Origin of the sequence: Pseudomonas sp. IC_126, assembly GCF_004331835.1 — a bacterium.
GTDB lineage: Bacteria > Pseudomonadota > Gammaproteobacteria > Pseudomonadales > Pseudomonadaceae > Stutzerimonas.
This window is the reverse complement of record NZ_SJSS01000006.1, coordinates 139,139-162,696: the sequence shown is the minus strand read 5'-3', so window position 1 is coordinate 162,696 and position 23,558 is coordinate 139,139. Positions and strand designations below refer to the sequence as shown.

The following is a 23,558-nucleotide window of genomic DNA, read 5'->3' as shown; positions in this document are numbered from 1 at the left end:
TTTCTCCGGGAAACCCCGGCGCCCCGCATGGATGTCATAGCCTCATGTCATCCAAAGGTGCTGGCCGACCGGTAAGTCGACCCGCCCCCCATGCTCGAAAGCCCCGGATGCCTTTCAGCGTCCGGGGCTTACAAATTACGCCAATGGCCGGCTTAAGCCAGCCATCAGCAATCTCCTGAATATCCTCAAACTCAGCTCTGCTGCTTGAAGCGCTGGCGCCAGGCATGCAACAGCGGTTCGGTATAGCCGCTGGGCTGCTCGCGACCCTTGAAGACTAGGTCACAGGCCGCCTGGAATGCAGCGGATTGTGCATAGTCGGCAGCCATCGGACGGTAGAGCGGATCGCCTGCGTTCTGCTGATCGACCACCTTGGCCATGCGCTCCAGGGTTTCGCGAACCTGGGCCTCGCCGACCACTCCGTGGTGCAGCCAGTTGGCCAGGTGCTGGCTAGAGATACGCAGGGTGGCGCGGTCTTCCATCAGGCCGACATCGTGGATGTCCGGCACCTTGGAGCAACCGACGCCCTGCTCGACCCAGCGCACCACGTAGCCGAGGATGCCCTGGCAGTTATTGTCCAGTTCCTGCTGGATCGCCTCAGTGCTCCAGTTACGGTCCGTTGCCACCGGAATGGTCAGCAGATCATTGGTCAGCTGCTCGCGTTCGCTGGCCAGGTCGATCTTCTCCAGCTCGGCCTGTACCGCCTGCACGTCTACCTGGTGGTAGTGCAGTGCGTGCAGGGTGGCGCCGGTCGGCGACGGAACCCAGGCGGTGTTAGCGCCGGCCTTGGGATGGGCGATCTTCTGCTCCAGCATGGCGGCCATCAGGTCCGGCATGGCCCACATGCCCTTGCCGATCTGCGCCTTGCCACGCAGGCCGCAGTTCAGGCCGACCAGCACGTTGTTGCGCTCGTAGGCCTGGATCCAGGCGGTGCCCTTCATGTCGCCTTTGCGCAGTACGGCGCCGGCTTCCATGATGCTGTGCATCTCGTCGCCGGTGCGGTCGAGGAAGCCGGTGTTGATGAACGCCACGCGGTTCTGCGCAGCGCCGATGCAGGCCTTGAGGTTGACGCTGGTGCGGCGCTCCTCGTCCATGATGCCTACCTTGAGTGCATGGCGCGGCAGGCCGATCAGGTCTTCGACACGACCGAACAGCTCGTCGGCGAAGGCCACTTCGGCCGGGCCGTGCATTTTCGGTTTGACGATGTAGACGCTGCCGGTGCGCGAGTTACCCTTGCGCTGCAGGTCATGTTTGGCGATCAGACTGGTGACTACGCCGTCGAGGATGCCTTCCGGGATCTCGTGGCCTTCGCCGTCGATAATCGCCGGGTTGGTCATCAGGTGGCCGACGTTACGGATGAACAGCAGCGAGCGACCGTGCAGCTTCAGACTGGAACCATCGACGGCGGTGTATTCGCGATCAGCATTGAGCTGACGGGTCATCGCCCGGCCGCCCTTCTGGAAGGTATCGGTCAGATCACCCTTCATCAGGCCCAGCCAGTTGCGATAGACCAGCACCTTGTCGTCGGCATCGACGGCGGCGGTGGAGTCTTCGCAATCCATGATGGTGGTCACGGCGGCTTCGATCAGCAGGTCCTTGACGCCTGCAGGGTCGGTCTGGCCGATAGGGCTGTTCGGATCGATCTGGATCTCGATGTGCAGGCCGTTGTTCTTCAGCAGTACGGCGGTGGGCTCGACGGCCTCGCCCTGATAGCCGAGAAACTTCTCCGGCTGCTCGAGGCCGGTGACGCTGCCGTTTTCCAGGGTGACCTTGAGCTGGCCATCCTGCACACGGTAGTTGGTCGCATCGGCGTGGCTGCCTTCGGCCAGCGGTGCGGCCTGGTCGAGCACGTTGCGGGCGAAGGCGATGACCTTGGCGCCGCGAACTTCGTTGTAGCCCGGGCCTTTCTGCGCGCCGTTCTCTTCGCTGATGGCGTCGGTGCCGTAGAGCGCGTCATACAGCGAGCCCCAGCGGGCGTTAGCGGCGTTCAGCGCGTAGCGGGCGTTGCCGATGGGCACCACCAGCTGCGGGCCGGCCTGGGTGGCGATCTCGCTGTCGACGTTGCTGGTGCTGATCTTCACCTCGCCCGGCTCGGGCTGCAGGTAGCCAATGGATTCGAGGAAGGCGCGGTAAGCCGGCATGTCGTTGATCGGGCCGGGATTGGCCTTGTGCCAGTTGTCCAGCTCAACCTGCAGACGATCGCGCTCGGCGAGCAGCGCGCGGTTCTTCGGCGCCAGGTCATGGACCAGCTTATCGAAGCCGCTCCAGAAGGCGGAGGCTTCTACGCCAGTGCCGGCCAGCACTTCGTCTTCGATGAAACGCTGCAGGTTGGCCGCAACTTGCAGGCGGCCCAGGGTTACACGCTCGGTCATTAGATGTTCTCCTTTTCCCTGAATCAGTTGTTGACGGCGGCGACGCCCGCTTTAGCGACCTGCGCATCCTGCGTGGCGGTGACGCCGGAGACGCCGACCGAACCGATCACCTGACCATCGACGATCACCGGCACGCCGCCTTCCAGCGAGCAAACTACCGGGGCGGACAGGAAGGCGTTGCGGCCGCCGTTGACCATGTCCTCATAGCCCTTAGTTTCGCGACGACCGACCGCGGCGCTGCGCGCCTTCTCGGTGGCGATGTAGGCGGCGATCGGCGCACAACCATCGAGACGCTCCAGGGCCAGCGGGTGGCCGCCGTCATCGGCAACCACAATGGTCACGGCCCAGCCATTGTTCTGCGCTTCGCTACGCGCGGCGGCGAGGATGGCGGTTACTTCGGTCTGGGTCAGTACGGCTTTGGTTTTCATCTCGATTCTCCTGTCTTCGTAATTCGTTTATTCACTGCGCTATCCGGAAACCGGTCGGCGTAGGGTGGGCCTGCTTTAGCTCATCGCCTCTTCGACAATCTCGATCCAATGCCGCACCGGTGTGCGACCGGCACCGTCGAGGTGGGTCTGACAGCCGATATTGGCGGTGACGATCACTTCCGGTTTGCCACTTTCCAACGCGGTCAGCTTGTTGTCGCGCAACTGCTTGGATAGCTCAGGCTGGGTGATCGAGTAGCTGCCGGCCGAACCGCAGCACAGATGCGCATCTGGCACCGCGGTGAGCTGGAAGCCCAGCCGGGTGAGCACGTCTTCGACCGCGCCATTCAGCTTTTGTGCATGTTGCAAGGTGCAGGGGCAATGGAACGCCATGCGCTTGTCGGCCTTGACGTTCAGCCGCTCGAGTTCGGCGCTGCGCATGACCTCCACCAAGTCCTTAGCCAACGCACTGACTCGGGCAGCCTTGACCGCGTAAGCCGGGTCATCCCGCAGCAGATGGCCGTAATCCTTGATGAAGGCACCGCAGCCACTAGCCGTCTGCACGATGGCTTCGGCGCCGCCTTCGATGGCGGGCCACCAGGCGTCGATGTTGCGTCGGGCACGGTCTAGCCCGGCCTGCTGGGCGTTCAGGTGGTAATCCACGGCACCGCAGCAACCGGCTTCGCGTGCCGTGCTGACGCTGATACCGAGACGATCCAATACCCGCGCGGTAGCGGCATTGGTGTTCGGCGACAGGCTCGGCTGTACGCAGCCTTCGAGCATCAGCACGCGCCGTGCATGCATGACCTGCGGGCGCGGCTTGGCCGGAGTGACCTGGCGCGGCATGTGCGAGCGCAGCGTGGCTGGCATCAGCGGACGCAGCGCATTGCCGGCGCCAAGCAGCGCCTTGAAAAGCCCCGGACGCGGAATCACGTTGCGCAGACCGGTGCGTAGCAAGCGTTCACCCGTTGAGCGCTGCACCTGCTGCTCCATGAAGTCGCGGCCGATATCCAGCAGGTTGTGGTATTGCACGCCGGACGGGCAGGTGGTCTCGCAGTTGCGGCAGGTCAGGCAACGGTCCAGGTGGGTCTGGGTGCTTTCGGTGACTTCGCCGCCTTCGAACATCTGCTTCATCAGGTAGATGCGCCCGCGCGGGCCATCGAGCTCATCACCCAGCAGCTGGTAGGTTGGGCAAGTAGCGTTGCAGAAACCACAGTGCACGCAAGAACGCAGAATGCTCTCGGCTTCCTCGGCACGCGGCAGCTTCTTCGCGGCTTCGCTGAGATTGGTTTGCATATCAGACCTCGGAATACAGTCGGCCGGGGTTGAAGATCCCCTGCGGGTCAAGCGCCGTCTTGAGCTGGCGGTGGTAACGCAGCAACGGTTCGCCCAATGGTTGGAACGGGCTGGCGGTGGCACCGGCAGTGAAGCAGATGGCGTGACCGCCAACTTCGCCCGCGATTGCGCGGATAGTCTGCGCATCGGCATCGGATTTCAGCCAACGCTGAGCGCCCGCCCAGTCGATCAGCTGCTCGCCAGGGAGCGCCAATACAGGCGTATTGGTTGGCAGCGACAGGCGCCACAGCGACCGCGCATCGGCGAAAAAGCTCAGCCGTTGTTCGCGCAGATCGTTCCAGTAGCTGGCGTCCAGAGGCTCGCCACCGATACGATCGCAGGCGGCATTGACCGATCCTTCACCGCCTTCAAGGCGTAGATGCAGCGCTTGGCCGTCATAGCTCGCGGCGGTAATGGGCACCGGTTGCTGGCCCCATTCGGCAAGCTTGAGGAGCGCGTGGTCGGCCGACATCTCGACCCGCAGGTTGCGGCACAGGCGTGGCTTGGGCAGCACTTTCAGCGACACCTCGGTAAGCACGCCAAGGCAGCCAAAGCTGCCGGCCATCAGGCGCGACAGGTCATAGCCGGCGACGTTCTTCATCACCTCGCCGCCAAAGCGCAAATGCTTGCCGTGGCCGGTAATCACCCGCGAACCCAGCACGAAATCGCGCACCGAGCCGGACCAGGGCCGACGCGGACCTGACAGACCGGCAGCGATCATGCCGCCGACCGTGGCGCCGTCGGTGAAATGCGGCGGCTCGCAAGGCAGCATCTGCCCAGCTTCGTCCAGGGCCGCTTCCAGCTCCGCCAGCGGCGTGCCGGCACGAGCCGTGATCACCAGCTCGGTCGGGTCATAGCTGACAATGCCGCGGTGCGTGCGGGTATCAAGCAACTCGCCCTCGACGGGGCGACCGAGAAACGCTTTGCTACCGCCACCCTGAATACGCAGCGGAGTATTACTGGCCAACGCCTGGTTGACCTGATCGAGCAGCTGCTGGCTGTCGTCGAAGGAAACGGTCATCAGAAGCGCTCCAATTCGGGGAAGGGCAACTGCCCGCCGTGCACATGCATGCCGCCGAATTCGGCGCAGCGGTGCAGGGTCGGAATGTTCTTGCCGGGGTTGAGTAGGCCACTGGGATCGAATGCAGCTTTTACCGCGTGGAACAGGGTCAGCTCGTCGGCGTTGAACTGGGCGCACATCTGATTGATCTTCTCGCGGCCGACACCGTGCTCACCGGTGATCGAGCCGCCGACCTTGACGCAGAGTTCAAGGATTTTGCCGCCCAATGCTTCGGCGCGTTCCAGCTCGCCTTCGGTATTGGCATCGAAGAGGATCAGCGGGTGCATATTGCCGTCACCAGCGTGAAACACGTTGGCTACGCGCAGACCGTATTCGTCCGACAGATCGGAAATACCCTTAAGCACGCCCGGCAGCTCGCGACGTGGAATGGTGCCATCCATGCAGTAATAGTCCGGCGAGATACGCCCGACCGCCGGGAAGGCATTCTTGCGCCCGGCCCAGAACTTGACTCGCTCAGCTTCGTCCTTGGCCAGCCGCACTTCGGTGGCGCCGGCCAGTTTGAGGACTTCGCTGACGCGCGCGCAGTCGTCAACGACGTCAGCCTCTACACCGTCCAGTTCGCAGAGCAGGATCGCCTCGGCATCCACCGGGTAACCAGCGCGGATGAAGTCTTCGGCCGCGCGGATCGAGAGGTTGTCCATCATCTCCAAGCCGCCGGGGATGATGCCGGCAGCGATGATGTCGCCTACCGCACGCCCGGCCTTCTCCACCGAGTCGAACGCAGCCAGCAGGACCTTGGCCACTTGCGGCTTGGGCAGCAGCTTGACGGTCACCTCGGTAACGATCCCGAGCATGCCCTCGGAGCCGGTGAACAGCGCCAGCAGGTCGAAGCCGGGCGAATCCAGCGCATCGGAGCCGAGCACCATGCGCTCGCCCTCGACGGTGAGAATTTCCACCTTGAGCAGGTTGTGCACGGTCAAACCGTATTTCAGGCAGTGCACGCCACCCGCGTTCTCGGCAACGTTGCCGCCGATGGAGCAGGCGATCTGCGAGGACGGATCGGGCGCGTAATAAAGGTCGAAGGGCGCCGCAGCCTGGGAAATCGCCAGATTGCGCACACCGGGCTGGACGCGGGCGAAGCGACCGGCCGGGTCGACTTCAAGAATCTTGTTGAAACGCGCCATCACCAGCAGGATGCCCTGCTCCAACGGCAGCGCGCCGCCGGAAAGACCAGTACCGGCACCGCGGGCGACGACCGGTACGCCTCGCTTGTGGGCGATCTTCAGTAATGTCTCGACCTGCTCGATGCGCTCGGGCAACACCACCAGCATCGGCGTCGTGCGGTAGGCGGACAAGCCATCGCACTCGTAGGGCTTCAGGTCTTCGCCGCGATGGAGAATGTCCATGTCGGGCAGCTGCGCCTGCAACTCGGCGAGCAATGCCGCCTTGTCGACTTTGGGCAGTTCACCATCGACGCGTTCGTCGTAGAGAATATTCATGCAGTCGGTGCTCTTCATTGTTCACCGCCAGCACGGCCAGCTGCGGTGGTTTGCCGCATCATCGGCCCGCCCCGCTCCTTCGTCCATCGACAAAACCACTGGTCCTACCAGTTTCTTTCGATAGGCTCTCGATCTTTCTAGCCAAAACACCCGGATATCGGCGGCTTGCGCTTTTTTCCCGAGATCGGGGTTAGACTTTGGCCAAACTGGTCCTACCAGATGAGGAACTCCATGCTGATCGAAAATACTCAGGAACGTCGTCAACTGGCTGACGTGGTCGCCGAGCGGATCGAACGCTTGATCGTCGATGGCGTGCTCAAGGTCGGCCAGGCGCTGCCTTCCGAGCGCCGCCTGTGCGAAAAGCTCGGCATCTCGCGCTCGGCTCTGCGCGAAGGGCTACGCGTGCTGCGTGGCCGCGGCATCATCGAGACAGCACAGGGCCGTGGTTCGCACGTCGCCAAACTGTCCGGCGAACAGGATGCCAGCCCGCTGATGCACCTGTTCAACTCACAACCGCGAACGTTGTTCGACCTGCTCGAAGTACGCGCGCTGCTGGAAGGCGAGTCGGCACGGCTGGCGGCGCTGCGCGGCACCGACGCCGATTTCATCCTGCTACGCCGCCGTTACGAGGAAATGCTCGCCGCACACACCGAAGAGGCCGCCGATCCCCGCGAGCATGCGCGCCTCGATCACGCCTTCCATCTGGCGGTCAGCGAGGCCTCGCACAATCCGGTGCTGGTGCATACGCTGCAGTCGTTGACCGACCTGATGCTGTCCACCGTCTTCGCCTCGGTGAACAACCTCTACCATCGCCCCATGCAGAAGCGGCAGATCGACCGGCAGCATTCGCGGCTGTTTCATGCCATCACCGAACGTCTGCCGGACCAGGCCCAACGCGCCGCCCGCGACCACATCCACAGCATTCGCGACAACCTCAAGGAAATCGAGCAGGAAGAGCAGCGGCTGGTGCGGGCGACGATGCGGCTGGAGGGGTGGACCTAAAAAGCTTCAAGCCGCAAGAGAGTCCCTACCTTGCTTTGGCTTGCAGCTTGAGGCTCGTGGCTTGAAGCTGCTCTTCACCCCCCATGCTAGACTCCCCGCCTTTCTTGAACCGCACCCCACTAATGCCTGTGTCCGAATTTCACGACTGGCTGACCGCCGACCGACTCCCCGCACCGCTCGATCCGCTGCATCATGACTGGCTCTATGTCGACAAGGGTTCGCTGACCCGTCGCCTGACGTTGCTGGCCGAAGGCGCTTTCAGCGTGACGCCGCTGCGCGAGGGCTGGCAGGGCCTGCGCGATGACGAATGCGCGGCGCTGGGCGTGGCGCCGGGTAGTTCGGGTTGGGTGCGCGAGGTGTACCTGCGCGGGCACGGCGAGGCCTGGGTGTTTGCCCGCAGCGTGGCGGCGCGCAGTGCGCTGGAAGATTCCGGCTTCGATCTGCAGCGCCTAGGCAGCCGCTCATTGGGCGAACTGCTGTTCAGCGATCAGGCCTTCGCCCGAGGTCCGCTGGAAACCGTGCGCTATCCCGAGGCTTGGCTGCCCGAAGACTGTCGCCAACCACAACTCTGGGCCCGGCGGTCGAGTTTCAGCCGGGGCCAGCTGAGCGTGCTCGTCGCCGAAGTGTTTCTGCCTGCCCTGTGGCTGGTGGCGCAGCAAGATCGTTGAACAGCGGCAGCCAAAACCGCCATTTCGTTAGGAGACCGCCGATGTATCAAAAGCTTCTGCAATCGAGCAATCGCCTGCATCCGCGCGCCTGGGACTTCATCCAGCTGATGCGTCTGGAAAGGCCCATCGGCACCTACTTGTTGCTGTGGCCGACACTCTGGGCGCTGTGGATCGCCGGTGAAGGCTCGCCCGGCGTGAAGAACGTGGTGATCTTCGTGCTCGGCGTGATTCTCATGCGCGCCGCCGGCTGCGTGATCAACGACTTCGCCGATCGCAACTTCGACGGCCACGTCAGCCGCACCAAGGGCCGACCGTTGGCCACCGGCAAGGTCACACCGAAGGAAGCCTGGATCCTTTTCGCCATCCTCGTCGCCCTGAGCTTCGGCCTGGTGCTGCTGACCAACGCCGCCACCATCTGGCTGTCATTCGGCGCCCTCGGCGTCGCCGCGCTTTACCCCTTTATGAAGCGCTACACCTACTACCCGCAGGTGGTGCTGGGCGCTGCGTTTTCGTGGGGCATGCTGATGGCCTTCACCGCCGAGCGCGGCGAGCTGCCACCCGAAGCCTGGCTGCTGTTCATCGCCAACGTGGTCTGGACCGTGGGCTACGACACCTATTACGCCATGGCCGACCGCGAGGACGACCTGAAGATCGGCATTAAGTCCACCGCCATCCTCTTCGGCGAGGCTGACCGAATCATCATCGCCACCCTTCAGGGCCTCGCCCTGTTCTGCCTAGTCCTAGCCGGCGTGCGCTTCGAACTCGGCCAGTGGTTCCATCTCGGCCTGGTGATAGCCGCCTGCTGCTTCGTCTGGGAATTCTGGAAAACCCGCTCTCGAAAACCTCAGGTCTGCTTCAAGGCCTTTCTGCACAATCACTGGGCCGGGCTGGCCATCCTCGCGGGAATCATCCTCGACTACGCGACGCGCACATAAGAAAGCCCGTCGCGGCGCTGCCGGGACGGGCTTTTCACATCGCAGCACTCAGCCGTTCAGCACGCGCGCACCGGCCTCGGCGACCTGACCGTCCTGGCTTGGATGCATACCCGATACGCCAATGGCACCAACCACCCGACCGTCTTCGATCAACGGGATGCCGCCATCCATGAGGATGGCGTTATGCATCGACAGTAGACGCAACGTCGCCCCACCGCTGGCGAGCGTTTCCTCGAAACCCTTGGTGGCACGCTTGAAGGCCGCCGCGGTGGCCGCCTTGCGTTGGGCCACCTCGACGCTGCCATGCGTGGCGTGATCCATTCGCTGCAGCAGAACCAGATGACCACCGGCGTCGGTCACGGCGATAACCATTGCCCAGCCGTTGGCCTGCGCATGTGCACGTGCGGCTTCGACGACTCGGCTCGCCGTCTCCAGACTGATGGGCGGCCCGTAGGCCAGCGGGGGTATAGCAACCTGAGTATTCATTACGTGCTCCTCAAGGCATCGCCTGGCCGCCGTTCACGTCCAGCGTCTGGCCCGTGATATAGCCGCTGCAGGCGTGCGAGGCGAGGAACAGGTAAGCCGGGGCCATTTCCTCGGACGTACCGAATCGTCCGAGCGGGATGGTGGTATTCACCTGCGCGCGTGCGGAGTCATCTTTGTCGGCATGGAAAGCGGTGTCCACTGTACCCGGCGCAACCACGTTGAAACGGATGTTGTCACCGGCGAACTCGCGCACCCAGTTGCGCTGCACGTTATGCAGCCAAGCCTTGGAGGCGGCGTAGAGGCTCGCGCCGGGGCCGCCGCCGTTGTAGGCCGCAATGGAGCCGGTGGTGATCACCGATGTGCTCTGCCCGCCGGACTTGGCCGATTTACGCAGGTGCGGGATGGCTTCACGGGTTACCAGCAGCGCCGAGCGCAGGTTCACGTCAACCATGGCATCGAAGAAGGCATCGTCGATCTTCTCCAGCCCACGGCGCTCCAACAGCGCACCGGCATTGTTGATCAGCACATCCATGCCACCGAAACGCTCGACGAAGGCCGCAACGGTATCGATGCAGTCCTGACTGCGACTCAGGTCACCGACGAAGAATGCCGCCTCCCCGCCATGGGCGCAGAGTTCGGTCAGCAGCGCATCGAGATTTTCCGGCCGATTGCGTGCAGTGATACCGACCTTGGCACCGAGCGCAGCAAATGCCTTGGCGGTGGCCAGACCAATACCCATGGTGGCGCCGGTGATGAGGACGCGCTTGCCCTTGAGGTCGTTGAAATACATGGTTGCTCCTTAGTCAGTGAAAGCGGGACGGGGTGTGCGGTGCTCACGCCAAAGGCGCAAAAGCGGCGGCAGTAGCCAGACCGCGAGCGTGATCAGGGCCAAGGCAAGGGATACGGGACGCTCGAAAAAGGCCAGGAAGCTGCCGTTCGAACGCATCATCGAGGTGACGAAGGTTTCCTCCAGCAGCGGCCCGAGGACGATGCCAAGAATCATCGGCGCCAGCGGGAAGCCGTTTTCCTCAAGCAGAAAGCCGAGCACACCGAAGACCAAGATGGTCACCACCGCGAACAGGCTGTTTTCCACCGCGTAGGCGCCGACCATGGCGAACAACAGGATCGACGGCATCAGGATGCCCTGCGGAATCCGTAGCACCTGTTTGAACAGCCGCACCGACAGGAAGCCGAACGGAATCAGCATGAGGTTGGCCAGAAGAAAGGCGAGGAACACCGCGTTGATCATGCTGGCGTTGTCGGTAAAGATCGTCGGCCCCGGATTGAGTCCTTTCATCAGCAGCACACCGATGACGATGGCGGTCAGCGAGTCGCCCGGAATACCGAACACCGTGGCCGGGATGAAGCTGCCGCCGACCGCCGCGTTGTTCGCCGCGGTGGCCGGAGCGATCTGCGCTACCGCGTCTTCGTCGGGATGGTCAGCGGCACCGCGCTGACGGCGCCCCATCGCATAAGCGATATAGGCGGCGATGTCCGCCCCGGCGCCAGGTAAGGCGCCGATCAGCGTGCCCGTCACCGAGCCACGGAGAATCCCGAGCTTGTGCCGCAGCGCATCGCGCAGGGCTTGAAGGTAAAGCGGTTGCTGCGGCACGTGCGGCAATTCCCGCTCACTGGCGCTGCGGGTGCAAAAGCGCAGAATCTCGGCCACCGCGAACAACCCAATGATCACCGGGATGAAGCCGAAGCCACCGAGCAGCGCGTCGCTACCGAAGGTGAAACGGGTTTCGCCGGACACCGGGTCGATGCCGACACTGGCCACCAGCAGGCCGAGCAGCAAGGAAACCGCACTGCGGCTCACCTGCGTACCGCCGACCATGATCGCTGCGGTAAGCCCGAGCGTCGCCAGCCAGAAGTATTCGAACGAACTGAAGTTGAGCGCGAAGCGCGCCAGCAGCGGTGCGCCGAACATCAGCGCGAGCACGCCGATGCTACCGCCGATGGCCGAGGTACAGGCACTGATGCCGAGGATGTACTCGCCCCGCCCGGCCTGGGTGAAGCGGTAGGCCTGATCGGTGTAGGCCGCCGAGGCCGGCGTGCCGGGCATGCGCAGCAGTACAGCAGGCAGATCGCCAGCGAAGATCGCCATCGCAGCCATCGTCACGATTGCAGCGATGGCAGGTACTGGGTCCATGAAAAAGGTGATCGGCACCATCAGCGCCACCGCTAGCGTGGCGGTGAGGCCGGGAATGGCGCCAACCATTAGCCCGTAGAGCGCGCTCACCGCCATGATGCCGAGCACCTTGAAGGTGAATACCTGGCCGAGCGCGTCGAGGATGGCTTCCATTTACAGCCCTCCAAGGTGGGCCAGCAGGCCCTGGGGCAAAGGCACGCCCATTACCTGCTGGAAAAAGACGTAGAGAAAGCCGACCACGCCAACCGCGCAGACCATCGCGCGCAGCGGCCGCCCGGTGAAACGGGCACCGAGCCCGGCAATGAGCAGCCAGCCTGTGGGCATGAAGCCGAGCGGCTCGACCAATAACAGGAACGCGATCAGTCCACCAATCACCAGCCCGAGGCTGAGCCAGTGACCCGGCACGCGGCACCAGTCACACAGCCCCAGCCACATCGGTGCGCGGCCGGCACGCGCGGCCGCAACGCCCTTGCTACTAAGCACGAGGCCCACCATCATCAGCATCGCCCCAATGATCGACGGGTAGAAACCGGCGCCATACTGGAAGTACGGCGACGCTTCCATACCGCTGGCTACGACGAGCACGCCGAGACCAAGCGCCAGGCTGAGTATTCCCCAGGTCAGGTCGGACAGTTTCATGGCTATGACTCCGTGCCGGCTGCGATCACATGTCCATCTTGGCGAACAGCGCCTTGACGTCACCGGTGTGTTGCTCGAGGTAACGGGCAAAGGCCTCCGAATCGCGCCACTGCGGGTTGAAGCCGCGCGACTTCATCTCGGCCTGCCACTCAGGGTTGGCATAGATCTCCTTCATTGCGGCTTCGAGCTTGGCGCGGATGTCCGCAGGCAACCCCGTGGGTGCGACCAGACCGCGGAACGAGCCGAGCTCCAGTTCAAGCCCGGTAGCCTCTTTCAGCGAGGGCACTTCCGGAAAATTTTCCTGCCGCTCGGGACCGAACACCGCCAGGCTGCGCACCGTTCCGGTCCTGAGCATGGCGTCGGCCTCGGGCAGCGAGCTCGGTACGAAGTCAACGCCACCGGCGGCCAGATCCTGCATGGCGGCAGCCGCGCCCTGACCTGGGATCATGCGCACCTTGCTCATCTCGACACCCCAGCGGTCGAGCAGGGTTGCGACCGCGACCGGCCAGGAGCCGCCGCAGCCGCCGGCGCAAGCAATGGTGTATTTCGCCGGCTCAGCCTTGATCGCGTCCAATGCCTGGTTGACGGTCTTGAACGGCGAGTCGGTGCGAACCTGGAAGCCTGCCGGATCGAAGTTGTACTGAGCGATGGGCGTGAAGTCGTTCAGCTCGAAATCGGCCTGCCCCATCTCCTTGTAGTGCGCATAGTTGAACAGCACACCGAGGGTGTAGCCGTCCGGCTTGGCACTGACGATGCGATTGATGCCGACTACACCGCCGCCCTGGCCGAGGTTGAGCACGTTGAACTGCTCGCCGAACTCATCCTTGAGGTACTTGGCGAGAATACGTGCGGTGCCATCGGAACCACCGCCGGCGCCCGCCGGGACGACGATCGTGACCGGTCGGGTCGGCCACTCGGCGGCCATTGCTGGCAAAGCACTCAGCCCAAATAGCAGGGCCAGTGCGTGGCAGCCTTTGCGGACCCAGCGAGGGGATGAAGTCATGGACATATCAGCTCTCCTTTTATTGTTTTTGAGTACAGCTGCAGGCCCGTAAACGGGCGTTGGGATTACCTCATTCGGTTTTCAATCGCTCCCAGGCGGCAACGAAAGCAGCGGCGCTACGCGCCACATCCGAGGCGTTCTGGCCCGGCCTGTAGAGGGCGGATCCCAGGCCGAAACCAGCCGCGCCTGCATCGACGAAAGCGGCCATGTTTTCAGGCGTGATGCCACCGACCGGAAGTAGCGGGCAGTCCGGGGGGAATACAGCTCGCCAGGCTTTCACCACGGCAGGACCGCACTGTTCGGCGGGGAACAACTTGAGCACCTGGGCGCCCGCTTCCAGCGCGGCGAAGCCTTCGCTCGGCGTTGCCACTCCCGGTGCGCTGATCAGTCCGGCAGCACGCGTGGCGCGGATGACCTCCAAATTCGTGTTCGGGGATACGACCAGGCGTCCGCCGGCCGCAGCGACCGCTTTAACCTGGGCCACATCGAGCACAGTGCCGGCACCGACCAGGCAGTCGGCGCCCAAATCCGCGGCGAGCACTTCGATACTCACCAGTGCCTGCGGTGAATTCAGCGGGATCTCGATCAGGCGGAAGCCGCTCTCGTAGAGCGCCCGGCCCACTGGAAGAATCGACTCCGGCGTGATGCCGCGCAGGATCGCCACCAGTGGTAGCTGGGCCATGAATGGGTCAAGCACGTTGCACCTCCTCTTTGGCGATCAGCCCGGCTGCCTGTGCGACCTGCCAGAGGCCGGCGACGCCGGGGTTGTCCAGGCTCCGCACGCGGTCGAGGCCAAACAGTGCCAGCGCTTCGCGATAACGGGCGCACAGCGCCGGTTCGCCGAGCAGCACCGGGATCGGTACAGGTGACGATACGAAGCCACACAGCGCGCTACGCAGCTCTTCGCCGATCAGCAAGCCGGAGAAATAATCGAGGCTATGGACCGCCGGCAGCTCACCGCAAAGCACCAGGCTGCGGACGCTGAACAGTCGATCGGCGATGCCACCCGGACCGCTGTCGCGCGCCGCCTGAATCCCGCGCCGGTAGGCCTCAGTACTGGCGACCGGGCCCTCTTCCAGCGCCGGTCGGCCGAGAATCGAATGATCCCGCAGCACTGCGAATAGCTCGCCAGTCATATAGGTGGAGAATGTTCTCAGCGCGCCGTCGCGCACCTGGACCCACTTGCTGTGGGTGCCCGGCAGCAGCAACAGAGCCTGCTTCTCCAGGGCGGGTTCGAGGGCCAGCGCTCCCACTACCTGGGTTTCCTCGCCGCGTAATACGTTGGGGTGCTCACCGATCTGCCGTACACCCGGAATCAGGTGCAGCGCGCCAGCACCGGTTTCGATACTGACCAAACCGCCAGCGAGGGCCGACGCGTCGGCCGGACAGTCGACATAGGGCACTTCGCGCCAACCCTGACGGCTCCCGATCATGCCGGACGCGATGGCCGGCAAGCCGGGCCAGCGTGCAAGCCAGTCTTCCAGCAGAAGTCGATAGGCGCGGGCAAAATCGCGGTCGGGTGTGTGCTGAATTCCCCAAGGCTGCGACCGGCTATCCAGCAGCAAGCCGCCAGGGCCGAGTAAGTAAGCGCGCAGGGATGAGGTTCCCCAGTCGATACCGATCAGGCAGGGCTCGTTCATCGCCCCCTCCATCCCAGCTCAGCGGATACGTCTGCCGCGCACCGTATGACCACAGGTCGCAGTTCTTCCAGACGACTTTCCGGCATGTAGGGGATCGCGCTGGCGACGCTCAGCGCTGCAATGATCTCCCCGCCCGTGTCGCGAACCGGGGCCGCTACGCAGCGCACGCCGAGTTCGTTTTCCTCAAGATCGAAGCTGAAACCACCCGCCGCGTATTCCGCCATCTGTGCGTGATAGTCCTGCCAGGGCGTGAACTCCTCACGCAACCCGCTCTGCCCCGCTCGCCGCTGAAGTCCTTCTTCGTAGAGCGTCTGCCAGTCGACTGCGGGCAGGTCGAGCATCAGCGATTTGCCAATTCCGGTCAGAGCAAGGGGCATGCGCAAACCGATACGCGAGCGCATCTCCAAACCACGGGTGCTCGATAACTTATCTATATAGAGAACGTCGCCGCTTTCGCGAACGCCGAGGTGAATGGTGTCCTGCGTCAGGTCGGCCAGGCGCTGCAGATGAGGGCGCGCCAGTTTGATCAACGGCATTTCCGCGCGAGCCTTGTAACCCAGCTCGATCAGCCGCGGGCCGAGACGATAACCCTGCGCCTCGCTGCGCAGATAATCGGCCTGCACCAGCGCCGCGACCAAGCGGTGTGTCGTGCTGCGTGTACAGCCGATGGCGCCGCCGATCGCTGCAAGCGAATCCGCACCCTGCGACACCGCATCAATCACCGCCAATCCCCGAAACAGCGCCTGCGCGCCGAGGGGAGCTTCTTTGTTGTTGTCTTGAGTCATGAGCGTCTCCTACGAAGCGCACCTTAGTACCAAAAACAGGCAATCTCAATATGCGAGTTACACTCCCAAAATATGGGATCTGATGTAGCGGATAAATTTGTCATATCGCTGCAACATTTCCGTTATCTAATGCCGAGCGACAAGAAACGGACCGAGAGCGGACATGAACGGTAAATGCATACTGATCGTTGATGACGAAGCGCCGATTCGCGAGATGATCGTGGTGGCGCTGGAAATGGCCGGCTACGAATGCCTCGAGGCGGAAAACACGCAGCAGGCCCATGCGCTGATCATCGATCGCCAGCCTGACCTGATCCTGCTCGACTGGATGCTGCCGGGCACGTCGGGTATCGAGCTGGCGCGGCGTCTCAAGCGGGACGAGATGACCGCCAACACGCCCATCATCATGCTCACCGCCAAGGACGCCGAGGACAATAAGATCCAGGGTCTGGAAGTGGGCGCCGACGACTACATCACCAAGCCCTTCTCACCGCGCGAATTGGTGGCACGCCTGAAAGCCGTGCTGCGCCGCGCCGCGCCGAGCGACAACGAAACGCCGATCGAGATCGGCGGCCTGCTGCTCGATCCCATCAGCCACCGAGTCACCATCGACGGCACCCCGGCCGACATGGGCCCGACCGAGTACCGTCTGCTGCAGTTCTTCATGACCCACCAGGAGCGCGCCTACACGCGCGGGCAGTTGCTCGATCAGGTCTGGGGCGGCAATGTGTATGTCGAGGAGCGCACCGTGGACGTGCATATCCGACGCCTGCGCAAGGCGCTGGGCGAAACCTACGAAAACCTCGTGCAGACGGTGCGCGGTACGGGTTATCGCTTCTCCACCAAGAGCTGAACGAAACCGCATTCCGAGCGGGTGTGAAGGCTGCGCCAGTGCGCACTACCTTCACTCGACCCGAGCCGCCGAGCGTTCGGCGTGGCAAGATTTCCGACCGACCCCAGGCGGCTTCAAGGAGCATTAGCGTGAACCAAGATTGGCAAGGTGCACTGGTGCGCCAGCTGCTTGTGCTGTTGGTCGTATGCCTGCTGATCGGCCTGATCACCGGCGAGTATGCCTGGGCGCTGGTCATAGGCCTGGCCGGGTATCTCGGTTGGACGCTGCACCAGATGCGCCGCCTGCAGCAATGGCTCAAACGCAGCCAGCCTGACGATCCACCACCGGACGGCCACGGCCCGTGGGGGGATATCTTCGACAATCTCTATCAGATGCAGCGCAGGGACCAGCGGCTGCGCAGCCAGCTGCAATCGGTGATTGATCGCGTGCAGGGCTCCACCACGGCGCTCAAGGACGCCGTGATCATGCTCGACAGCGAAGGCAATCTGGAATGGTGGAACCCCGCCGCCGAGCGCCTGCTGGGTTTGAAGCGGCCGCAGGATGCCGGCCACCCGGTCAGCAACCTGGTGCGCCACCCGAGCTTCAAGGAATATTTCGACAGCGGCCGTCACGATGAGCCGCTGGAGCTGGCCTCCCCCGTCAATGACCGCCTCTGGCTGCAGATCACCATCACCCGCTACGGCAACAGCGAGCACTTGATGGTGGTGCGCGACATCACCCGCCTTCACCTGCTGGAACAGATGCGCAAGGACTTCGTCGCCAACGTTTCACATGAACTGCGCACGCCGTTGACGGTGATTGCCGGTTATCTGGAAACCATGCTCGAGCATACCGACGAGATGCCTTCGCGCTGGCCGCGGGCGCTGAACCAGATGAATCAGCAGGCTGGTCGCATGCAGCACCTGCTCAACGACCTGCTGCTGCTTGCCAAGCTGGAAGCCACCAACCCGCCGAACAACAGCCAGCCGGTCAATATCACCGCCCTGCTGCAGTCGATCAAAAGCGATGCACAAGCTCTATCAGCCGATCAGAACCATAACATCCACCTCGAAGCCGATCCCATCCTGCTGCTCAAGGGCAGCGAGTCCGAACTGCGCAGTGCGTTTTCCAATTTGATATTCAATGCGGTGAAGTACACCCCAAGCGAGGGTGAAGTCCGCATCCGCTGGTGGTGCAACGAGTACGGCGCGCATCTCGCCGTTCAGGATTCGGGAATCGGCATCGAAGCCAAGCACCTGCCGCGCCTGACCGAACGGTTCTACCGGGTCGACTCGAGCCGCGCCAGCAACACCGGCGGTACCGGATTGGGCCTGGCCATCGTCAAGCATGTGCTGCTGCGCCACCAAGGTCGTCTGGATGTAGACAGCACGCCAGGCAAAGGCAGTATTTTTACCTGTCACTTCCCGCTATCCCAGGTGACGGTTCGCTGAATACCAACCATCACCTGTCGAGGAAGGGTTCGGATGCGCTCCTTGAAATAACTGGTAACCGGCCCCATTCTTGTGCCGTCACCGACTACCCGAACCCCTCATGGACCCTTCCCCCAGCTACGTTGCACCTTCCTATTTCGCCGATTTCGGCCTGATCCTCTTTGCCCTGTTCCTGGTCTTGCTCAACGGCTTCTTCGTGGCCGCCGAGTTCGCCATGGTCAAGCTGCGCGCCACCAAGGTCGAAGCCATCGCCAAGCAGCATGGTTGGCGCGGCCATATCCTGCGCAAGGTCCACAACCAGCTGGATGCCTATCTGTCGGCCTGCCAGCTGGGTATCACCCTGGCCTCGCTCGGCCTCGGCTGGGTCGGCGAACCGGCGTTCGCTCATTTGCTCGAGCCGTTGCTGGCGTTAGTCGGCATCGACAACGAAGCGGTGATCCACGGGATTGCCTTCTTCACCGCGTTCTTCATCATTTCCTACCTGCACATCGTCGTCGGCGAGCTGGCACCCAAGTCATGGGCGATCCGCAAGCCCGAACTGTTGTCGCTGTGGACGGCCGCGCCGCTGTACTTGTTCTACTGGGCGATGTACCCGGCGATCTACCTGCTCAACGCCAGCGCCAACGCGATCCTGCGTGTCGCCGGGCAAGGTGAGCCGGGCGACCACCATGAACATCACTACAGCCGCGACGAGCTGAAACTGATCCTGCACTCCAACCGCGCGCTCGACCCGGCCAACCAGGACATCAAGGTGCTGGCTTCCGCCGTGGAGATGAGCGAGCTGGAAGTCGCCGACTGGTCCAACTCGCGCGAAGATCTGCTGCAACTGGAGCACGACGCATCGCTGCCGGACATCCTCGAGCTGATTCGTCGCCACAAGTACAGCCGTTACCCGGTCTTCGATACCGAGCAGGGCGATTACATCGGTCTGCTGCACATCAAGGATCTGCTCCTGGCGCTGGCCAGCGACGCCGAGCTGGCACAACACTTCGATCTCGCCGCGCTGCTGCGCCCGCTGGAACGGGTGCCCCGGCACCTGCCGCTGAATGCGCTGCTGGATCAGTTCCGCCAGGGCGGCGCGCATTTTGTGCTGGTGGAAGAGGGCGACCACAAGGTGGTGGGTTTCCTGACCATGGAGGACGTGCTCGAGGTTCTGGTGGGCGACATCCAGGACGAACATCGCAAGACCGAGCGCGGCATCCTCGCTTATCAGCCCGGCAAACTGTTGGTGCGTGGCGACACGCCGCTGTTCAAGGTCGAAAGGCTGCTGAACGTCGACCTCGACCACATCGAGGCGGATACCCTTGCCGGCCTGATCTACGAAACCCTGAAACGCGTTCCGGAAGAGAACGAAGTGCTGCTCATCGAAGACCTGCAAATCGTCATCAAAAAGATGCGCGGTCCGAAGATCGTGTTGGCTAAGGTGTTGAAGCAGGAATAAGCGGCTGCAAGCTGCAAGCGAATTAGGGTGGGGGCAGCGCCGAAACGCCGGCCGGCGTTTCGGCCGTTACTTGAAGCGTGTGGCTCGAAGCTTCCAGCTGCTTCTACTCCCCTCCCACCGCAAAATTCGGCAGGCTGTTGACCGGCTGGGAGAAGTCGAAGGGAATCGATTCGACCGCCAGCCCAACGTTGCGCTGAACCACGAAATGCAGGTGCGGGCCGGTGCTGTTACCGGTATTGCCGGAGCGGGCGATGAGCATTCCGGTATCGATCCGCTGGCCTTCCCGGACGCTCACCGAACCCTTCATCAGATGCAGGTAGACGCCCATGGTGCCATCGTCATGCATGATCCGCACGAAGTTGCCCGCGGGATTGTTACCGCGCCCGCTCTGGCCATTCTCGATCTTCACCACCATGCCGCCACGCGCCGCGATAATCGGCGTGCCTTCGGGCATGGCGATGTCCGCGGCGTAGCGGCCTTTGGGCGTGAAATGGCTGTATTTGCCATTGGCGCCCTGGGTCAGGCGAAACGGACCGCCGCGCCAGGGCAGCGGATAACGATAGGGTTTGGGTAGCAGGCGCGGATCGCCTAGCGCATGGCGCAGTTTGGGGGTGTATTTCAGGGGCTTTGAAGGGTCGAGCGGCGCCAGGGTCGCCAGACGGATCTGGCTGCGTGGCGGCAGCACCCAGCGAATCGGTTCATCCGGCACGCCGACGGCGTTCTGCACACCGGTCAGCTGGAGCTCGATATCCACTGGCGCGAAGAGGTCATTGCGCACTAGCAAGGTCTCCCCGGCGGCATGCTTGCGCGTCTCCAGCTTCACCTGGTTATCGAGCGTCTCGACCATGCGGTCGTTGAAGGTGAACACGCGCGCGCCAGGAGCGGCCTGGTCGCTGTAGGTGACCACGCCGTTGGCGTCTGTGTATTTGTAGATGGTCAGGGCCGATGCGGGCGATGCCAGCCAGCACGACACGAGACAGAAAAGGATGCGCCCCAACATAACGGCAGACTTCATAGGGTTATGTATTCAGAGCGCTGCAGACTAGCAGCGCAACGGGGCATGCGCGAGCCACCGACCGTCGGGCTGTGAAATCGTTCCAATGAACGCGAATGTTTCCAGACGAGCGGTTTCCAAAGGGCCGCCGCTGTGCCGGTTCAGGCGCCCGGTACGAAATGCCGCTGCGCGGTACCGCGGGCAATCAATCGCGACAGGTAATCGAGCTTCTGTGGGTCGCGATCGACAAAACGAAAGGTCAGTTGCAACCACTCGGTGTCGGGTTTCGGCTCCAGCGCCGCAACGGCGTGCAAATATCCATTCAGGCGCGCCACCTCGCCGCCCTCACCCTGCTCCAGGTCGAGCACAGCGCTTTCCAGCACCTGCGGCAGATTCTCGCTGCGCTTGATGACCAGCAAACCTTCCTTGAGGCTCAACGCCTTGATCACGCAGGCGAGCGTCCCGGATGCCAGGCGCAACTGGCCCTGACCGCGCCCACCGATCGACGCCGAGGGTTTGGGCGCGCTCGGCTGGATCAACGGCGAGGCGAATGCCGGCGAGCTGGCTGGCGCGGCCGCAGGCTTGACCACCTCGGCCTTGCCGCCGGTAAGCGCGGCCAGCGAGTCGTTGGCCATTCCGGTGTTCGTTGGCCGTACCGGCGCGCTGGCAGCCAACGCATCGAGTTTGCCGGCGCGGCCCAGCGCCTTGCGGACTTTGGTGGTCAGCTGTTCATTGGAAAAAGGCTTGCCGATGAAATCGGATACGCCGGACTGGATCGCCTGTACGACGTTCTCCTTGTCGCCACGGCTGGTGACCATGATGAACGGCGTGGTTTTGAGATTATCTTGAGCACGACACCAAGTGAGCAGTTCGAGCCCGGACATCTCGGGCATTTCCCAGTCGCAGAGAATCAGATCGAAGCGGTCGCGATCGAGCATCTGCTGGGCCTTGCGACCATTCACCGCTTCCTCGATGCGGATACCCGGAAACTGGCTGCGCAAGCCTTTCTTCACCAAATCCCTGATGAAGGGCGCGTCGTCCACTACCAGCACACTGACCTTGCTCATCAATCGCTCCTGCTTGAATGGTGGCCAGCATAGCGGCAGCCGGCTTTTGAAAAAAGCACAGCCGACCAGCGTCGAGCTTCGGCCGTGCTCGGCCGGGTTCGAATCAGCTCTGAAACGAGGCGAAGTGTCGCGGAACAGATGGACTCAAGGCATAACGCCAGCGTTGCGCCTGTTTATTTTTAATTCACCGAACCTTAACGCAAGCGTCAACCTCGCGCCTTGCGACGAAGGAGGCGGCTGCACCCAGCCGGTTCTTTCGCCGCGGCCAGTTGCGTCTGGTCGTTCCCCTGCTACGTTTAGCTCTAAACAATAAAAAACAAGAAGAGTCATATGCCGGACCGAGTGACCCTACCCCCTCGACCTCGCCGTTGCCTGCCAGGCACGGCGGCAGGTCACTACTTCCGGCGTTATTCCCGCCGCAACCCCATTCATTTTGTCATCGACACGCCCCATGGATCGCGCCCGTCACTGCGGCGCTCATCGGCGTCCGATCGTCGTGTTGATCGGCAGTCCCGACTGCCACCATCTGACTTACCGAACCGTCCAGTCGTGGCAGCCCAAACGGGCCGTCTGTAAGCGGTCAACCCTGCAAGGAGATAGGCGATGAAGCTTCTGGCAATTGCAACGGCAGCACTGAGCGCAGCGGCGGTGATTCCCGCATCGGCTGCGGAGATATCCGATGGCAAAGTGAAAATCGGCATCCTCAACGACCAATCCGGCGTCTACGCCGACTTCGGCGGCAAATGGTCCTACGAGGCGGCGAAGATGGCGGCCGAGGATTTCGGCGGAACGGTGCAAGGCGCCCCCATCGAAATCGTCACCGCCGATCATCAGAACAAACCCGACATCGCCTCGAACATTTCCCGCCAGTGGTACGACCGCGAACAGGTCGACTCCATCATGGAGCTGACCACCTCCTCCGTCGCACTCGCGGTGCAGGGCATTTCCAAGGAAAAGAAGAAGATCAACTTGGTGACAGGCGCCGCCACCGCCGAACTGACCGGCAAGCAATGCTCACCCTATGGTTTCCACTGGGCCTACGATACCCACGCATTGGCGGTCGGCACCGGTGGCGCGCTGGTATCCCAGGGCGGCGATAGCTGGTACTTCCTCACCGCTGACTACGCCTTCGGCTACTCGCTGGAAGAGCAAACCAGCGCATTCGTCAAAGCCAAAGGCGGCGAGATCAAGGGCGCGGTGCGGCACCCGCTGGCGACCAACGATTACTCGTCGTTCCTGCTGCAGGCGCAATCGTCCGGCGCCGAAGTCATCGGCCTGGCCAATGCCGGGATGGATACCGCCAACGCGATCAAGCAGGCGGCGGAGTTCGGCATCGTTGCCAGCGGCCAACGGCTGGCGGCGCTGCTCTTCACGCTTTCCGAAGTGCACGGGCTCGGCCTCGAAGCGGCACAAGGCCTGACCCTTACCGAAAGCTTCTACTGGGATCGTGACGACCAGTCCCGCGAATTTGGTAAGCGTTTTTTCGAACGCACCGGCCGCATGCCGAACATGGTCCACGCTGGCACCTACTCGGGCGTGCTGCAGTACCTCAAGGCAATCGACAAGGTCGGCACTGATGAAACCGAAGCGGTCGCCAAAGCCATGCACGAGATGCCGGTTAACGACCTCTTCGCCCGCGATGCCAAGGTCGGTGCCAACGGACGCCTGATCAGCGACGTCTATCTGATGGAAGTGAAGAAGCCGGACGAAAGCAAGGAGCCCTGGGATTACTACAAGGTCCTCGCCACGGTGCCGGGCGACGAGGCGTACATCAAACCAGCCGAGAGCGGCTGCGATCTGGTCAAGCAATAAGC

General features: G+C 62.9%; 22 protein-coding genes. 7 read left to right on the top strand and 15 right to left on the bottom strand.

From position 1 onward, the window contains the following. Positions 1 to 191: 191 nt before the first annotated feature. From E0D86_RS18000 to glcD, 5 genes are all read right to left on the bottom strand, one after another. The gene (locus tag E0D86_RS18000; protein WP_131651412.1) at positions 192 to 2,369 is read right to left on the bottom strand and encodes a malate synthase G; all 2,178 of its coding nucleotides are present in this window, start codon (positions 2,367 to 2,369) and stop codon (positions 192 to 194) included. A 23-nt stretch (positions 2,370 to 2,392) separates the two neighbouring features. Next, the gene (locus tag E0D86_RS17995; protein ID WP_131651411.1) at positions 2,393 to 2,797 is read right to left on the bottom strand and encodes a heme-binding protein; all 405 of its coding nucleotides are present in this window, start codon (positions 2,795 to 2,797) and stop codon (positions 2,393 to 2,395) included. A 75-nt stretch (positions 2,798 to 2,872) separates the two neighbouring features. Then, entirely contained in the window at positions 2,873 to 4,090 is a 1,218-nt protein-coding gene (gene glcF / locus E0D86_RS17990; protein WP_131651410.1) for a glycolate oxidase subunit GlcF, read from the bottom strand. A gap of 1 nt (position 4,091) precedes the next feature. Beyond that, a complete protein-coding gene (gene glcE / locus E0D86_RS17985; protein WP_131651409.1) occupies positions 4,092 to 5,150 on the bottom strand; it encodes a glycolate oxidase subunit GlcE in 1,059 nt (352 codons plus the stop codon). Then, the gene (gene glcD / locus E0D86_RS17980; RefSeq protein ID WP_131651499.1) at positions 5,150 to 6,649 is read right to left on the bottom strand and encodes a glycolate oxidase subunit GlcD; all 1,500 of its coding nucleotides are present in this window, start codon (positions 6,647 to 6,649) and stop codon (positions 5,150 to 5,152) included. Before glcD ends, glcE begins: the two co-directional genes overlap by 1 nt. Before the next feature lie 231 nt (positions 6,650 to 6,880). On the opposite strand from glcD, the gene glcC reads away from it, so the two are divergent. The 3 genes from glcC (at position 6,881) to ubiA (ending at position 9,254) form a co-directional block, all read left to right on the top strand. Continuing rightward, positions 6,881 to 7,651, top strand: a complete 771-nt coding sequence (glcC, locus tag E0D86_RS17975) for a transcriptional regulator GlcC (RefSeq protein ID WP_131651408.1) — start codon at positions 6,881 to 6,883, stop codon at positions 7,649 to 7,651. A 122-nt stretch (positions 7,652 to 7,773) separates the two neighbouring features. Continuing rightward, positions 7,774 to 8,319: a chorismate lyase gene (locus E0D86_RS17970; RefSeq protein ID WP_131651407.1), complete on the top strand. Its 546-nt coding sequence runs from the start codon at positions 7,774 to 7,776 to the stop codon at positions 8,317 to 8,319. A 41-nt stretch (positions 8,320 to 8,360) separates the two neighbouring features. Next, positions 8,361 to 9,254 (top strand): 4-hydroxybenzoate octaprenyltransferase, encoded by an 894-nt coding sequence (ubiA, locus tag E0D86_RS17965; RefSeq protein WP_131651406.1) that lies wholly within the window; start codon positions 8,361 to 8,363, stop codon positions 9,252 to 9,254. A 48-nt stretch (positions 9,255 to 9,302) separates the two neighbouring features. Here ubiA and E0D86_RS17960 read toward each other — a convergent pair whose 3' ends face one another. The 8 genes from E0D86_RS17960 to E0D86_RS17925 form a co-directional block, all read right to left on the bottom strand. Then, positions 9,303 to 9,740 (bottom strand): heme-binding protein, encoded by a 438-nt coding sequence (locus E0D86_RS17960; RefSeq protein WP_131651405.1) that lies wholly within the window; start codon positions 9,738 to 9,740, stop codon positions 9,303 to 9,305. Between the two features lie 10 nt (positions 9,741 to 9,750). Next, on the bottom strand, positions 9,751 to 10,530 hold the full coding sequence (locus E0D86_RS17955) for an SDR family NAD(P)-dependent oxidoreductase (protein ID WP_131651404.1): 780 nt from the start codon (positions 10,528 to 10,530) through the stop codon (positions 9,751 to 9,753). 9 nt (positions 10,531 to 10,539) lie between these two features. Continuing rightward, positions 10,540 to 12,045 (bottom strand): tripartite tricarboxylate transporter permease, encoded by a 1,506-nt coding sequence (locus E0D86_RS17950; RefSeq protein ID WP_131651403.1) that lies wholly within the window; start codon positions 12,043 to 12,045, stop codon positions 10,540 to 10,542. Next, entirely contained in the window at positions 12,046 to 12,531 is a 486-nt protein-coding gene (locus E0D86_RS17945) for a tripartite tricarboxylate transporter TctB family protein (protein WP_131651402.1), read from the bottom strand. A 25-nt stretch (positions 12,532 to 12,556) separates the two neighbouring features. Further along, positions 12,557 to 13,540 (bottom strand): tripartite tricarboxylate transporter substrate binding protein, encoded by a 984-nt coding sequence (locus E0D86_RS17940; RefSeq protein ID WP_131651401.1) that lies wholly within the window; start codon positions 13,538 to 13,540, stop codon positions 12,557 to 12,559. Positions 13,541 to 13,604: 64 nt separating this feature from the next. Continuing rightward, positions 13,605 to 14,231, bottom strand: a complete 627-nt coding sequence (locus tag E0D86_RS17935; RefSeq protein ID WP_131651400.1) for a 2-dehydro-3-deoxy-6-phosphogalactonate aldolase — start codon at positions 14,229 to 14,231, stop codon at positions 13,605 to 13,607. Then, positions 14,224 to 15,174 carry a 2-dehydro-3-deoxygalactonokinase gene (locus E0D86_RS17930; RefSeq protein ID WP_131651399.1) on the bottom strand — a complete coding sequence of 317 codons (951 nt, stop codon included), beginning with the start codon at positions 15,172 to 15,174 and terminating at the stop codon, positions 14,224 to 14,226. Before E0D86_RS17930 ends, E0D86_RS17935 begins: the two co-directional genes overlap by 8 nt. Continuing rightward, positions 15,171 to 15,959, bottom strand: a complete 789-nt coding sequence (locus E0D86_RS17925) for an IclR family transcriptional regulator (RefSeq protein ID WP_131651398.1) — start codon at positions 15,957 to 15,959, stop codon at positions 15,171 to 15,173. The genes E0D86_RS17930 and E0D86_RS17925 overlap by 4 nt, the downstream gene beginning before the upstream one ends. Positions 15,960 to 16,122: 163 nt before the next feature. Between E0D86_RS17925 and phoB the strand changes: the two genes are divergently transcribed. From phoB to E0D86_RS17910, 3 genes are all read left to right on the top strand, one after another. Next, positions 16,123 to 16,812 (top strand): phosphate regulon transcriptional regulator PhoB, encoded by a 690-nt coding sequence (gene phoB / locus E0D86_RS17920; RefSeq protein WP_021207221.1) that lies wholly within the window; start codon positions 16,123 to 16,125, stop codon positions 16,810 to 16,812. 128 nt (positions 16,813 to 16,940) lie between these two features. Next, positions 16,941 to 18,242, top strand: coding sequence for a phosphate regulon sensor histidine kinase PhoR (phoR, locus tag E0D86_RS17915; RefSeq protein ID WP_131651397.1), 1,302 nt, complete (start codon positions 16,941 to 16,943; stop codon positions 18,240 to 18,242). A 100-nt stretch (positions 18,243 to 18,342) separates the two neighbouring features. Continuing rightward, positions 18,343 to 19,683 carry a hemolysin family protein gene (locus tag E0D86_RS17910; RefSeq protein WP_131651396.1) on the top strand — a complete coding sequence of 447 codons (1,341 nt, stop codon included), beginning with the start codon at positions 18,343 to 18,345 and terminating at the stop codon, positions 19,681 to 19,683. Positions 19,684 to 19,786: 103 nt separating this feature from the next. Here the strand turns inward: E0D86_RS17910 and E0D86_RS17905 are convergent, their stop codons facing one another. Together E0D86_RS17905 and E0D86_RS17900 are read right to left on the bottom strand one after the other, a co-directional pair. Continuing rightward, positions 19,787 to 20,683, bottom strand: coding sequence for a peptidoglycan DD-metalloendopeptidase family protein (locus tag E0D86_RS17905; protein WP_131651498.1), 897 nt, complete (start codon positions 20,681 to 20,683; stop codon positions 19,787 to 19,789). Between the two features lie 155 nt (positions 20,684 to 20,838). After that, positions 20,839 to 21,744, bottom strand: a complete 906-nt coding sequence (locus E0D86_RS17900; protein WP_131651395.1) for a response regulator — start codon at positions 21,742 to 21,744, stop codon at positions 20,839 to 20,841. 603 nt (positions 21,745 to 22,347) lie between these two features. Between E0D86_RS17900 and E0D86_RS17895 the strand changes: the two genes are divergently transcribed. After that, positions 22,348 to 23,556, top strand: a complete 1,209-nt coding sequence (locus tag E0D86_RS17895; protein WP_131651394.1) for an ABC transporter substrate-binding protein — start codon at positions 22,348 to 22,350, stop codon at positions 23,554 to 23,556. Positions 23,557 to 23,558 lie beyond the last annotated feature (2 nt).